This is a genomic window from Salipiger sp. PrR007 (genome assembly GCF_010499845.1).
In the GTDB taxonomy this organism is placed as follows: Bacteria; Pseudomonadota; Alphaproteobacteria; order Rhodobacterales; family Rhodobacteraceae; genus Salipiger; species Salipiger pacificus_A.
In genome coordinates, this window is record NZ_JAAGOZ010000054.1 from 1 (window position 1) to 13,762 (window position 13,762).

Below are 13,762 nucleotides of genomic sequence, written 5' to 3' on the forward strand. Positions count from 1 at the left end.
CGCGGGGAGGGTCACATGGGTCAAATCTCAATGGAAATTACGCGCTCTCCCGGGTCAGTTCTGGGTGGAAATCAACACGACAAACGCTCTTCGCCAAACGGCACCTCGGCCGCAAGTTCGCCGTCAAGGGTCGTGGTGCTGTTCGTCGGCCCGAAACCCTCTGTTGCAAGCTTCGCTTGAATTTCGGGAGATACGAGATATTGAAGCAGTTTCTGCGCCAGTTCCGGCTGGGGGCCGTCTGCAACGGCGCAGACAGATGCGATGATCGCCGGAGCGCCCTCCTCAGGATAGACGAATTCCACCGGAAAGCCAGTTTTCTTCAATGCGACGGCACGGTTGCTGCCCCAAACGCTCAGGTCGATGTCCCCGTTCTGGAACAACTGCGCCATTTCAGCATTTGACGACGACCAGGTGACGACCTTGGGGGCAAGGTTCTCGCGGATCGCGTCGAAACCGGGCTCGATATTTTCCTCGCTACCGCCGTTGATGCGCGCGAACATCAGCAGCGCATTCAGCCCAAAAGTGCCACTGATCGGGTTGGAGGTGACGCGCTGGTCGAATTTCTCGTCCGTGAGGTCGTTCCACGATGTCGGCGCGTCCCACCCCTCACTGGCGAATTTCTCGGTGTTGTAGGTGATGCCGGTCGCGACAAGACCAATCCCGATGGCATTCCCTCCAAACGCTTCCGGCTTTGCCATGTCGTAAAGCTCGCCATAACTTGCGGGGTCGGCGACGCTTTCGCACAAACCAAACTGCACGGCCATTTGCATCGGCCCGTTATCCACAAGCGCTACGCTGATCTCCTGATTGCCTTTCTGAGCTTGCAGCTTGGCGAGCGTTTGGCTGGAGTTGCCGGGCACGAAGACGATGTCCACGTTGTTGTCGGCTTCGAAACCCGGTGCGATTTCGGCCTCAAACATCGTCTGGAAGTCGCCCGAGTAGCCGGCGAAATACATCGTCTCCTGTGCGGCAATGGGTGTCGCCGCGACGGACGCCACCAAGGCGGCGAGTGCGCTAATTCGTTTCATGATAGCTCCCTGCTATTTTTCTTTTCATCGTCAGGTGGCGCTGTGCAGCACAAGCGATGAACCAGACGTTATGAGGCCAGGAAAGGTGGAGCAAATCGAAAGATCAGGTAGGTTAATGCAAAAATGATATATACCTGGACATCTTTCGCCTCACTCAAACCCAGAAAAGAGCATGTCAGAGGGCGCACATCAAAGGGATAGCTATATCATTCTGGACTTGGGTGTTTGCTCAGCTTTGACCGAGTAGAACCTCCAGCTCACGCTCGATGATGGTTTTCAGGAGGGCCGACAGTCGCAGGATCATGCGATCGTCCTGCCGGTCGGGGCGATAGACGAGATATCCGTGATGCTTAACGGCCGGATGGAACGGACGGGTGACGATGTTCTTGCCACGATGCTCCAGGGCCGCGATAGGGTTAACGATGGCAACCCCAAGGCCCTGCGCAACCAAGGCGCAGGTCACAAGGCTGTAAGAAGTCCTTATGCTTACCTGTCGCAGCACGCCCGCATTCTCGAACACCTCTTCCAGACTTGACTGACCGAACTCGTTCTGCGGCAGAGAGATGAAAGGTTCGTCCACCAGATCTTCTGGTGAAACGGCAGCGTGCTTGGTCAGGTGGTGGTCTTTTGGCATGATGCAAACGGCATCCACCTCGTAGAGCTTTTCGCTCTTCAAGCCGTAGGCATCGTTCACATGCGAGACCATGCCAACATCGCATGTCTGATCGTCCACCCATTGTTCCACGGCGGATGAGTGGCCGATATTGATGGAAATGCTCGATTCGGGAAACTCGGCAGACAATTCCTTCACGGCGCGGGGAACGAGGCTCATTGCCAAGATCTGCACGGCGGCGAGCGACAGCGACCCACCACTGAAGCGCCTGATGCGATTTGCCGCGTCCTTCAGATAGAGAAGACCGGTGAAGCTTCGCTGTACTTCCTTGAAAAAGGCCAGCCCGTCGTTTGTCGGCACGATGCGACCTGGCATCCTGTCAAACAGGCGCAGACCGGTCGACTGTTCCAACTGGGCGATTGATCGGCTGATATTCGGCTGCGATGTATGAAGGGTTTTTGCAGCAGCCGTGGTCGAGCCGCTCAACATCACCGCTCGAAAGGCTTCGATATGTGAAAAACGCATGAAGGTCTCAGATGTTGCAGGTTGCGCGCGTGTGCGCAGCATAATCCGGCATCACGCGCTACAGTCATGAGAAGGCCCGCTCCAACAGCTATGGCACCGGCAATCGTTCCCGCGAAGAAGGCTATGTACATACCGATCTTGGATCGGCTGTGACCTACAACTGAATATTCATGCTCGGACAAGACGCGCCTTTCGGACTTGGCTCATCTTGATGATTCGAGCCAACAAGGCCACCATATATAGAATACATCAGCTCAATTTTCAACGAAATGGCATGAAGGTATTCATCTTTTGTTCTTTTGCAAAGGGGCTGTCTGCCCCCACGCCTGACGGCGCTCCCCCGAGGATACTTTTGGGAAGATGAAGTCAGATCCGATGATCTGTCTCTGTCGCATCCGCGACCTGTTCCAGGATCACGGACGGCACAACACCGATTGCACGGGCAAGAACCACCAGTTCAACGACATCAATCCGGCGCTCTCCACTCTCGATTCTGGCAACCAGAGACTGATGGCACTTAAGGCGCTCGGCCATTCCAGCCTGCGTCAGGCCTGCCGCTTTCCGGGCGTCGACCAGCGCCTCACATAAAGCCACATGACCTGTGCTTCTGATCGTCTTCGTCATGTCGCTGCGCCACCTCTTTGGGCGCAAGCGGTAATCTGCTTTTCAGATTATCTAAAAAATGGATAAATCAGCGTATTTCAGACCAGCTTCAAGGAGACGCCCCATGAGCCAGCCCCTTCAGCATTCAATGATCCTGACCAAGCTCAACAAGACAGGACAAGCCCTGATGCAACTGAACAGCCGTGGCTATGTCGACATCGACGCCGCCCGGCATCTGGTCGCCGCCGGCCTTGCAGAACCGGAGCGAATTCGTGTCGAAACCCGGCACCTCCCTTTCAGAGAGTTCGAGGGCATCGGCCTGACGTCTGAGGGCAGCGCCGCCGTGAAAAATCTGGACCAGCAGATGGCCCCTGGATCAGGATTATCGGACAGCCGTTCTTTCACGACCGGCCACGAGCTTCCCGACAGCGAACGGGTCGTGACCTGCGGCTATCTGGGCTCGCTTGGCGAAGATGCTCTATCGCAACTTGATCGCCGGTTCGCATGGGGCTGGTGCCCTGAGATGCCCAGAGAGCCAACCCAGGTCTTCGAGGTTCCCCTTCCCATGCTCAAGACATCGCGCCGGAAGATAGCCCGCAGACTTACCGCCAAGATCGGGCCGGTTGATCCCGACTTCGACCAGAAGGGGTTCATGGACGAGCTGTGGGGTGACGGCTGAACCGGGTCGGGCCGGAGACCTCCGAGTATCGGAGGCCCGATCCGGAAATTGCTGCGAATGCCAAGGTTTCATCGGCGCCAAGTCTGCACGGCAGGCGACAAGTACAGGACAGCCTGAGCGGCGCTTCCAGCCGGGAATAGGCGACCAGATTTCACGCCATTGCAAACCCTGCCCATCTGTCTTCACTCCCGTAGTTTTGGGGTGATCGCCTGCCGTTCGGCAGGCCGTTTGAAGGAAGTGAGTATGTGTTTCTCCCGCCCTCTGGCGGGCGAACGACAATTTGGTTGCGCGACGCGGAATCAAATTGTCTAGTGAGTACACATACTCACTTCCTTCAAACGGAGGCTCCCATGTCCGCAGAACCCCGCAAGCTCCTTGATGAAGGCTGGTCCAAGGTCCGGGGCAGCATGCAAGGCCTTCACGGTGAGGGGAAATCCTTCGGCATCATGCGGACTGCGAAGATCAAAACGCTCGGCAACATGGGGGCCAGCCTTCAGCATAGCTTCCGGGAGCGGGAGACCCCGAATGCCGATCCCGACAGGACCAGCGACAACACGATCCTGGTCGGTGGCGACAACAGCAAGGACGTGCTGGCAGCGTGGAAGGATCGGGCTCCCGAGAAGATCAGGAAGAACGCCGTGCACGGTCTGGAATACTTCATCGGTGGCTCGCCCGCGAAGATGAAAGCCATGACCAGGGAGGAGCAGGACACGTACTTCCGGGATGCGCTTGGCTGGATCGAGAACCGGCACGGCAAGGAAAACGTCCTCTCAGCGATGGTCCACCGCGACGAGACCACCCCGCACATGACGGTGATGACCATCCCCCTCGATGGCAGAGGCAAGCTGAACTGCCGCTCGTTCGTGGGGAACAAGAAGGCTCTTTCCGATCTCCAGACAGACTTCGCTGAGAAGGTCAGCGAGAAGCATGGCCTTCGGCGGGGCATCAAGGGCTCCACAGCGCGGCACGAGCGCGTGCAGCGGGTCTATGGGGCCTACATGTCCGGTGAAGACGCTGTGGCCCTCCCTGAGCGCGTCAGAGGCTCTCTCCTGCGTGGCGGCAAGGAGAGTGACGCCGACTGGCATGCACGGGCCACAGAGGCCGCCACAGACGCGCTCCGTGGCTTTCAGATGAAGATGCGGGAAGAAAAGCTCGACATGGATGCGAAGCTGAACACGGCGCAGTCGATGATCCAGTCTCTTCAGTCGCTGCAGCAGAGCTACAAGACCCAGCTCGACGCAGCCCGTGAAACGCTGTCGCGATTGGTGTCGAGCCTGGAACTGGCTGACAAGGGGGCCGAGGCAAACGCTGCCCTCGAAGCCTATGCCGATCTGGAAGGGAAAATTCTCGATGGTGATCTTGGCGTCCTCAAGGACGCTGCGGGTTCACCAGCTCGGATCGATAAGATCGTGGACATCTATGACCGGGTCATTCCTGACGGCACCGCGATGACCGAAGAGCAGGTCCGGTTCGATCGGGCGCTGGACCTGACCTTGGATGCCATGGCGGATGGCAAGGTGGCGAAACGGAAAGACCCGGTACGGATTGCGATCGAGGCTCGCGCCCTGCCCTATGTTCAGAAAGCTCTTGCTCACCTGGCACAGGATCGAGTGAACCCGCCCTTCACCAGCCGAGAAGACTGTTTGGCATTCCAGGCGGAAATCGAGGGCGCCCTTTCAGAAGATCAGTTGATTGCCCTCAAGCGGGGTGACGAGACAGTACTGGAAGACATCCTTGGTGATCATCTTTCTCAGCAGCAACAGCTCAACTTAGCGCTGGCCTACTTTGATCATGCGGACGTTGATGTCGGTGCTGGCGTCCGTCGCGGCATGATTGAGCGGCTCTCTGATGCAGAGGATGGACCTAAACATCAGGATCCAGGGCTTCGGCACTGATCCGTTACGATGACTTATCCACAGGCCGTGTGATCCTCGTAAGTGTTAAATATGTGTTAGATTCTGTGTTACGCTCCGTTCAGTCCACGCTATCTAACTGAGTTTAAATAATATTTCCGTTTCCTTGGTGTGTAAAAGCACGAAATCCGGTGGGTGATAACACGAAACTTGGTGTGTAAAAGCACGAAACGCTTGATCTTGGTGGGTGAAAGCACGAATGTGCACTTATGGTGGGTGATAACACGAACTCTCGATCTCCGCTCCTACCGGATCGGATGCAGCAAGCAGACTTCTTTGTTTGCGATATTTTTGATGCTGCGCCCAAGGGTGACATGGCGTCGATGGAGCACCCGATATTTTCAATCTCGACCAAGCCAGACCGGCGAATTCGTCGATATGAGAACGGTCCAAACTTTGTCGAGATTACGCCTTCGGTTAAGGGGCTGGCGACGGTCCATGACCGTGATGTGCTGATTTACTGCATCAGCCAGTGCATCGCGGCGTTAAATGAAGATCGCGAAGTCAGCCCGACCATTCGCTTTAGAGCATATGAGCTGCTGAAAGCCACAAACCGTGGAACGGACGGGCGAGGGTACGAACAGCTACGTGCAGCCTTGGAGCGCCTTCAGGGCACCGTAATCACCACCAACCTTATTACTGGCGGCAAGGAAGAGTTTGATGGCTTTGGCCTGATTGATCGCTTCAAGATCGTCCGTGAGACGCGCGACGGACGGATGCAGGAAGTGGAGATCAGGCTCTCGGATTGGGTGTTCAACGCTATTCGCCATCGCGAGGTGCTGACCCTGCACCGCGACTATTTTCGTCTGCGCAAGCCGTTGGAGCGGCGCATCTATGAACTCGCCCGAAAACATTGCGGAGCGAAGCAGGAATGGAAGATCGGACTGGCGAAGCTACAAGCCAAGTGCGGCTCCTGCTCTACACCAAAAGAGTTTCGCCGCTTGGTCATGAGTATCGTACGCCAGGACGGGCAACACGCCCATATGCCTGACTACGCTGTGCGGGTGGAAGGTGACATGGTCATCTTCACCAATCGCCGGAGCGATCAGGTCAGACACGCGGCCCCTATCCTCCCTCAAATACGGCTCGACCCAGAAGCCTATCATGACGCACGGGCAGTCGCGCCGGGATGGGATGTGTATGTGCTTGAACAGGAATGGCGGGACTGGATGACGGAACCGCCGCGCAACCCCAATGCTGCTTTCATCGGGTTCTGTAAAAAGGTCTTCGAGAAACGCGGCCGACCTTAACGTGGACCCTGACGCTTTTCTGAAAGGAGCAGTTCGAGCCCCTGCCAGAGTGTGAGATCGCGCTCTCGGCAAAATGCTCGAAACTCATCGACAACGCGTTTTGGCCCCGGAATAGAGACCTTGTCCTGTGGCTCCTTCCGCTTTGGACCAGGCTTCAGTCGCGTAGAAGCTTCCCGGCTAACAAAACCCAAGGTTTTTCCAGCCTCAACAGCTTTCTCAACCGAACTCGGCTCAACATGAGGCCGTGGTCTCGAAGACTCGGAGGGCTTTGGGAGCTCAATCCCGCCACCAAATCCATACTTGCTCATGCAGCCCTCTCTTTCGTGAGTGCATGAATGACAGCCTGAGCGTAATCACGGGCGTTCTCGATAGCCGCGACCACCTGTTTCATGGCCTTGTCCGTAACAGAGGCTGTCTTGCCTTCGTGTTCGTCCGTGACGATGCCCGGCAACTCCGAAAGAAGCACGCCATCACGGAAAATGCGGGTATAGGGTGCGCGTTTTGCAATGCGGGTCGGCAGCGTCGGGATGTTGTTGATCTCCATCTCCTGCCGCACGTCGCGCTCATCCGTGGTCTGGAAGGCCGCGTTGGTCCTCGTGAACAGTAGCGAGTATGCAATGGGCGCACGGATCATGCTCGATGTGGTTTGTACGAGCCGGACGGCCGCCGCCGCCTGCCTCGCCTCCATGGGCGAACCATCGAGCGGAATGATGCAAAGGTCTGTCCTAGAAAGCGCGAAGGTGACGATCTGATCCTTCGACCCTTCCAAGTCGATGATCAGGTAATCCGTCTCACCAGAAAGCTGATCGATCAGCTCAACGGTGTCCTCGGCCTGAGGGCGCGCATAAACCGAAAAGGGCACGTCGCGCCCGTCCGCTTTCCTGCTTTCTGACCACGCAAGGATGTTGGCGTTCGGGTCTAGGTCGAGAATAGAAACCCGTCCGCCCGAAAGAGCGATTTGCTCAGCCAGAAGCATGGCGGACGTCGTTTTCCCCGAACCGCCCTTTGGGTTTGCGAAGGTAATGACATACATGCGGACCATGTAAGAGGAATTTAAAGATAAAGTCAACTCCAATTATATCTCTAACTCTAAAGTTACTTTTAGCTATTTCATCCTTCAATCCATCTATCCAATGCCTGAAGCCCCTGACACAGCGGGTCTAAGCCCGCCGCACGGTCTTGGTGCTCACGCGGAACAGGGCGGCAATGTCGGGCAAGGGCCGGCGTTCCACGTCGCGCATACGACGCACCTCAATCTTCTGATCTTCGGTGAGGGCAGGGGGCCTGCCACCAGTGCGGCCGCGCTTCTTCGCCGCTGCTAGCCCCTCGCGGGTGCGTTCTGAGATACGCTCACGCTCAAACTGAGCGATGGAGGCGAAGACGTGGAAGATGAGCCGGCCGGCCGGTGTCGTCGTGTCGATATCCTCGGCCAGCGACCGGAAACCGGCCCCGCGTTCGGCAATGGCTTCCACGATTTCCAGCAGGTTGCGAAGCGACCGCGCCAAGCGGTCATATTTCGTCACCACGATGACATCACCGGCGCGCAGCTGGTCGAGCAGGCGGTCCAGCTCGGGGCGGTTGCGGACAGACCCGCTGCTGCGCTCGGCGAAGATGCGCTCCGCGCCGGCCGCCGTCAGGGCGTCGGTCTGGGCGTCGAGCTTCTGGTCTTCGGTTGAGACACGGGCGTAACCTAAAATCATGCCTGAATCATGACAAAAACCTCCCAAAACGGCAAAGGTTTTGTCCGGAGTTTTAGTCCCGCGCAACTTGTTGGTCCGCCATGTGTGTCTAGGAAGGGACAGAAACGACCGTTTTCGACCAATCGGTCGCCCGTCTCTGGCATGTCAAACCTTGAGCAGTCGGATGCCCCGCCGTCCTCTATGCCGGCGAATGAACTGGGAAATGCCCGTCATTGCAGCACGCTTATGCATGTATCGCTTTGTGCGAAGCACGATCGGCGTGATTTATGTTCGGGGCCCGCCGCATCTTATGGCAGTATCTTGGGGATGAAGCTGATGCCGGAACACAAAGGAGCCCGCTGGGCTCTCGTCTTCACCTGCTTCGGCCTTGCTGTTGTGGCAGCATTCATCGCGCGGGGGAGAGTCTTTGACCGGCAGGTCGAGTGGATGGTCTTAGAGTCATCTCGCCTTGCAGAGGCACATCCCATCCTCTCCGAAGCTAACGCTTGGCTCTCGTCATCGCTCCAAGCCGAAGACGAAGACGCGAGCCGCAATGACCGGAGGGAGTTCCTTCGGACGGACGCAGGAACGCCATTTCGCGAGGCGATGCAGCAGTCTTCTCCGCTGCTTCTGCAAGGTGCGCTCGCGTCCCGCACGGTTGACAGGACCAGCATTCGATTCGGCAACATCGAGGCAGAACTGATCGATACTGTCGCTTGCGTCGGTCGTGTCAGCGGCTGCGATGCCACCAAGCGGAACCTCAGTGATGCGAGCCTGCTGAACAACGTCGACCGGTTTCGCGAGGCCGCTGGCCATCTTGCTGCCGCGTGCGACAGCCTGCCGTCCGACTCAAGGCCGGCATTTAGCTTGACGTGCGACGGTTCCGAAATCGAAGCTGCGGCTCGCAGAGTCGTGAAGGCTGCTACTCGCAACAAGGCTCTGGCTAGCCAAACGCTCGTCGTCGCGGGCTCTGCCGGCGACATCGAAAAGCCGCTTCTTGACTTGGTCTTCATCGATCGGTTCGAGGCAGGGCTGTGTAATACTGCGCCCTACGACGGACGTTTCATCGTCCGTCTCGAGTCTGCGCCAATGGCCATGCGCGAGGTGAGGGTCGATGCAGGATCGTGCGAACTTGTATCCTTGGGCCATCACCAAGAGCGCCCCACGGTCTTCGTGGGTTTTGCTCCGGACCGCGGCGACCCAGCGTTCCGAGAGATCGAGACGCTGGCCAACTTCGAGGCGAGCTGGAAGCTCCTCACCAACATCCGCCCCGCAGAAGGCGATCGCCGTTGGACTTGCGCCGCGATGGCTGACTTGTCGGCTGCGCCACTTGCTGGCTGTGCACAACATGACTCGTTTGAGCTCGGATCACTCGGGGACGCCTGGGCGTCTGTGCCTACGTCCCCCTCTACGCTTCGAGCGGTCCGCAGGACCTTCTGGGAGGCCTACGACCCGCAACTCACGGCGCTGATCCCCGAGAGCGTCATCGACGATCCCGAAGGCCGCGCACGCCACGTTACGGCCCTTGCGGGCACCCTACGCGACCGTGCAAAGGACCCGTCCGATACGAGGCCGGGAATCCTGCTTGGGGTCAGCGTCTGCAGCGAGACACCGTTCGCGGAACTGCAGATAGGCATCGAGATCTGCGGCCTTTCAGATACCTTGCCGCACGGCTTCAGGCCTCGCCTCTACCAGGGCGATGTGGTCACGCACCTCGCCGGCGTGCCGATCTTCAGCACCTCCGACATCCATCGCGTCCTGCGGCGCATCGACCAGAATACGCCGCGCTTTGATGCCGTCGCCACGCCGCTCGAGATCACCGTTGGTGGGGAGACACGGGTAGCTCTGCCCTTCTGGAACCCAGCCGTCTTTCGAGGCTGCCCGATCGAATGGCCCGGCACCTTTGCTTTCTTCAACACCGTCCTGCTCGGAGGGCCCGCGAAGCTCACGCCGTCCGGTTACGGAAAGATGCTTATGATCCGACAGTTCTGTCCGGATGCCGCTCTTTTCGGCGAACTGTCGGGGATGGTGGTCGGAGTGACTGGGCGTGCCGCCAAGTTCGGTGCCCAGACGCTCTTGAAGCGGCAGGCCTCGAAGAGTGTTCTTCGCTTTCTCGCATCCCGCAATGGGATCATTGTCATGCAGGGCCTCGATGAGGTCACATACGCATTTGTCAGTGCACCCCCCCTACAAACCTGGCGCGAGACGCTCGCGGGAGCGAAGGAGGATGCGCTGTTCGGGATGGCCATCGGCGTGGTCGCCACAAGCCGGATGCGCCTGCCCTGATCCCGCATACCAAGTCGGTGGCCGACCGCCATCAGAAGCGGTTAGCCACCGAATTGAACTGCTGATGGACCGGCAGGCCGGTATTCCTCGAAACCGGCTTGTACGGCGGACCCTCGTCGATCACGATTCTGGGTGGCTTGGTCGGAGGCACCTGTACCGTGCCGAGACCCTTTGGGCTTAAGTGTGGCGCTGGTGATGAGTACGTCGGTGGCCGCGACGCATTGTTAAAGTCGATCCTCGCAGCATCCTTGATGCGTTCGAGCCGTTGCTGTGCTTGGCCAGTGTCTGCGGCGGCGACGAAGCCGCTCGCCACCACGACGAGGACGACCGCAAGCCTTCGCACTGAGCGCGGTGAGGGTGAGGGGGGGAACCGTTTGTCCATACCGAAGAAGATGGGCAGCCGCTCCCGCTACGTCAATATCTGGCCTGACCTAGTCCCCGGATCTGGCACAGTTCACTATCGATCTTGGAGCAGGATGCCAGGGCGCCGTTCTGTCATGGGTTTCTGACCGGGACAGAACACACCGTTTATGGCCCTACCTTCTTCGTCAGCTCGTAGCTGAGTTCTTCGATCAGGTCGGCAAACTCTCGTACAGCGGAATCTCGGATTAGAAGGCGTTGCCCTGGGGCGTAGGTCTTGTCCCCGCTTCGATCAATGTAGTCTTGATCTACGATTCCCTGCTGGTGCGCGAGAAGATGGCGCTGCTGGAAGTAAACCTTGAGCTGGTCAAGTTTGTCTTGGCCGATCAGATCGACATAGGGGTGCCCGATCTCGGCCTTCCACAAGTCCGACCCCGCATCGAGATTCTGGAAGCGGCGCTTCGGCCCGGGCGCTGCTGTTGACGCGATTCTGATGGTCGCAATCCTCATCGGCATGGCTGATGAAATAGAAGAAGCCCGAGAGGTATTCCGGCCTCTGACCAGTGGCACTGGTGAAACCATCGAAGGGCAGGGGCGTGTGATCGACGGCGACACGCTGGAAATCGCAGGATCGCGGGTGCGCCTGATCGGCATCGACTCCGTAGAAAAGGATCAACTCTGCAAGGATCGGTCGGGCGATGAATGGCCCTGCGGGCGATACGCCGCCGAAGAGCTCGCGCGCTTGGTCAACGGCAAATCCGTCATGTGCCTCGTCAAAGAGTATGACCGCTACGGGCGGGCCGTGGCGGACTGCGAAACCGGCGCTCTGAGCCTGAGCTATTGGGTTGTTCAACAGGGCTGGGCCATCGCGACTGACTTCAAAGGATCGGAGCCGGGGGGTGGTGCGGCCCGCAGCGCGTAGCGCGAGGACACGGCCCCCGGCGGAGACGACGCCGCAGGCGGCGCTTGTCTTTTGACTTTCCGGGGCAGGTCTGTTGGGCGGACACAAAAATGGATCATGTCAGGGCGGGGGTGAGCGGGCGCAGCCCGTCGATCCCCCGGGCTGTCTCCTGAACTCATGCGAGACGCGCGCCCCGCGCGGCTCTCTCATTCCTCAAAGGCCAGAGCTTTCCAGCCCGATCCCGGCCCAGGGGACGGGCCTTGCATGTCGACGAGCTGGACGCGCCATCACACAGCGAGGGATAGCGAGGCGACTTGTGGGAAGGTCTGGCTCTTAGTCGGCCGAGAAACAGGCAGGTGCGCTACGTCAACCCTTTGTGGCGGCGGTCACGATGATTTCGACTAGGACGTCAGGAGCACCCATTTCGCATTGCGCTGTAGCGCGCGTAGGCGCAGCATTAGGTGCCGTCCAAGCATTCCAGACCTCGTTCATCGCTGCAAAATCGCGCTCTAGGTCCTTGATCCAGATCTGGGCGGTCAGAATGCGGCTTTTGTCCGTTCCCGCTTTTTCCAGATAGCCTTCGATCTTTTCCAGCGTCTGCTTTGTCTGCCCGGCGATGTCGAGGCTGCGGTCTTCGGCCGTCATGCCGCCGACATAGACAACTCCATTATAGACTACAGCGCGGCTGCGGCGGGGGTCGGTCTCGATGCGGGTGATATCTCTCATGTTTTTTCCTTTTGGGAGGTGATCAATAGAAACTGCCAAGATGAATCGGCTTGATGGGGGGGCGGATGCGGTAATATCCGACCTCGTCCGGCCCGACATTGCGGGCGGATGCTATGACTTCAGTCACGGTCAGACCGCAAAGGCGGCCCTGACAGGGGCCCATACCGCAGCGACCAAAGCTTTTGGCCTGGTTCGGGCCCAAGCAGCCCAAATCGACATAGCCGCGCAGATCACCGGCCGTCACCTCTTCGCAGCGGCAGACGATGACATCGTCGGCAGGAATGCGGTGCTCGTCCAACGGGCGATACAGCCTGTCGATGAAGGGGCGAAGTGCCGTATGTGTGGCAAACTGGGCATGCAGATCCGCTTTGCGAGCAGGCGATACCGTCCCGCCATTGCGTTCGTGGATCGCCAGCGCCGCAAGTCGCCCCTGCACCGCCGAGGCAAGCGCGCCGACGATGCGGCGGCTGTCACCGACAACGTAGATATTCGTATCGGCCAGCCGTCCGGCGTCATCCGTGACTGGTACCCAGCACAGCTGCCCGCTGTCCCAGTGATGCTTGGCACGCAGCGACCAACTGAGCTGCGTATTGGGAACGACGCCTTGGTGGAGCAAGATCAGCCCTGCGGACAGTTCCCGCGACTTGCCCTTATGGCGGAACCGCAGCCCTTCAGCCCGCTCCTGCCCCAAGATCTCCAGCGCCGAGGCACCGGAATAGATCGGCACCCCTGCCATCCGAATGCGGGAGATTAGGCCGAGACCCTTGATCAGGTCCTTCCGCCCGCGAACCGCGCCGTGGATTTTGCCCAGTGCCGAGACATAAGCGGAGAGGGCAGTGGTATCGACAAGCCCTGCCAGTTGCACCTTCGCCTGAAGATACTGCCACGCCAACAGATAGAGCAGCGGGCCGCACCCTGCGAGGATGACGGGTCCCGCAGGACGGGCATCCGAGCCCTTCAGCATTATCTGCGCCGCGCCCGCCCCCATCACGCCAGGAATGGTCCAGCCGGAAATCGGAAAAGGCCGCTCCATCGCGCCGGTCGCGATCACGACATGGGACGCCTCGATAGTCCGGGACTTTCCGTCGGCGACATAGTCGATGACGCCGTCATCGGACAGGTTGTTGATTTCCACCCAGAACTGACCCGGGGTTTCCATCGAGAAGTGACCCACCTTGGATTATGCTGAGCGGGTCATG

General features: G+C 58.9%; 13 protein-coding genes. 6 read left to right on the forward strand and 7 right to left on the reverse strand.

Going from position 1 to position 13,762, the window contains the following annotated elements; genetic code table 11:
- Positions 1-71: 71 nt before the first annotated feature.
- The 3 genes from G0Q01_RS20510 to G0Q01_RS20520 all read right to left on the reverse strand — a co-directional run bounded on the left by G0Q01_RS20510 (position 72) and on the right by G0Q01_RS20520 (position 2,790).
- Positions 72-1,028, reverse strand: a complete 957-nt coding sequence (locus tag G0Q01_RS20510; protein ID WP_235940296.1) for an ABC transporter substrate-binding protein — start codon at positions 1,026-1,028, stop codon at positions 72-74.
- Between the two features lie 229 nt (positions 1,029-1,257).
- Positions 1,258-2,208, reverse strand: coding sequence for a LysR substrate-binding domain-containing protein (locus G0Q01_RS20515; RefSeq protein WP_203595107.1), 951 nt, complete (start codon positions 2,206-2,208; stop codon positions 1,258-1,260).
- A gap of 324 nt (positions 2,209-2,532) precedes the next feature.
- Positions 2,533-2,790 carry a helix-turn-helix transcriptional regulator gene (locus tag G0Q01_RS20520; protein ID WP_164213800.1) on the reverse strand — a complete coding sequence of 86 codons (258 nt, stop codon included), beginning with the start codon at positions 2,788-2,790 and terminating at the stop codon, positions 2,533-2,535.
- A 103-nt stretch (positions 2,791-2,893) separates the two neighbouring features.
- Between G0Q01_RS20520 and G0Q01_RS20525 the strand changes: the two genes are divergently transcribed.
- The 3 genes from G0Q01_RS20525 (at position 2,894) to trfA (ending at position 6,611) form a co-directional block, all read left to right on the forward strand.
- Positions 2,894-3,448 carry a hypothetical protein gene (locus tag G0Q01_RS20525; RefSeq protein ID WP_164213801.1) on the forward strand — a complete coding sequence of 185 codons (555 nt, stop codon included), beginning with the start codon at positions 2,894-2,896 and terminating at the stop codon, positions 3,446-3,448.
- A gap of 350 nt (positions 3,449-3,798) precedes the next feature.
- Positions 3,799-5,343: a MobV family relaxase gene (gene mobV, locus G0Q01_RS20530; protein ID WP_164213802.1), complete on the forward strand. Its 1,545-nt coding sequence runs from the start codon at positions 3,799-3,801 to the stop codon at positions 5,341-5,343.
- Between the two features lie 275 nt (positions 5,344-5,618).
- Positions 5,619-6,611, forward strand: coding sequence for a plasmid replication initiator TrfA (gene trfA / locus G0Q01_RS20535; RefSeq protein WP_235940297.1), 993 nt, complete (start codon positions 5,619-5,621; stop codon positions 6,609-6,611).
- 304 nt (positions 6,612-6,915) lie between these two features.
- On the opposite strand, the gene G0Q01_RS20540 is transcribed toward trfA, so the two are convergent.
- Both G0Q01_RS20540 and G0Q01_RS20545 read right to left on the reverse strand, forming a co-directional pair.
- The gene (locus G0Q01_RS20540) at positions 6,916-7,644 is read right to left on the reverse strand and encodes a ParA family protein (RefSeq protein WP_164213804.1); all 729 of its coding nucleotides are present in this window, start codon (positions 7,642-7,644) and stop codon (positions 6,916-6,918) included.
- Between the two features lie 127 nt (positions 7,645-7,771).
- Positions 7,772-8,311 (reverse strand): recombinase family protein, encoded by a 540-nt coding sequence (locus G0Q01_RS20545; protein WP_164213805.1) that lies wholly within the window; start codon positions 8,309-8,311, stop codon positions 7,772-7,774.
- A 315-nt stretch (positions 8,312-8,626) separates the two neighbouring features.
- Here G0Q01_RS20545 and G0Q01_RS20550 point away from each other — a divergent pair, with 315 nt between their 5' ends.
- The 3 genes from G0Q01_RS20550 to G0Q01_RS20560 all read left to right on the forward strand — a co-directional run bounded on the left by G0Q01_RS20550 (position 8,627) and on the right by G0Q01_RS20560 (position 11,858).
- Positions 8,627-10,576 (forward strand): hypothetical protein, encoded by a 1,950-nt coding sequence (locus tag G0Q01_RS20550; protein ID WP_164213806.1) that lies wholly within the window; start codon positions 8,627-8,629, stop codon positions 10,574-10,576.
- 663 nt (positions 10,577-11,239) lie between these two features.
- Entirely contained in the window at positions 11,240-11,419 is a 180-nt protein-coding gene (locus tag G0Q01_RS20555) for a hypothetical protein (protein ID WP_164213807.1), read from the forward strand.
- Positions 11,420-11,429: 10 nt separating this feature from the next.
- Positions 11,430-11,858 carry a thermonuclease family protein gene (locus tag G0Q01_RS20560; RefSeq protein ID WP_164213808.1) on the forward strand — a complete coding sequence of 143 codons (429 nt, stop codon included), beginning with the start codon at positions 11,430-11,432 and terminating at the stop codon, positions 11,856-11,858.
- Between the two features lie 345 nt (positions 11,859-12,203).
- On the opposite strand, the gene G0Q01_RS20565 is transcribed toward G0Q01_RS20560, so the two are convergent.
- The gene (locus G0Q01_RS20565; RefSeq protein ID WP_164213809.1) at positions 12,204-12,563 is read right to left on the reverse strand and encodes a RidA family protein; all 360 of its coding nucleotides are present in this window, start codon (positions 12,561-12,563) and stop codon (positions 12,204-12,206) included.
- A 22-nt stretch (positions 12,564-12,585) separates the two neighbouring features.
- Entirely contained in the window at positions 12,586-13,722 is a 1,137-nt protein-coding gene (locus G0Q01_RS20570) for an NAD(P)/FAD-dependent oxidoreductase (RefSeq protein ID WP_164213810.1), read from the reverse strand.
- Between the last annotated feature and the right edge of the window lie 40 nt (positions 13,723-13,762).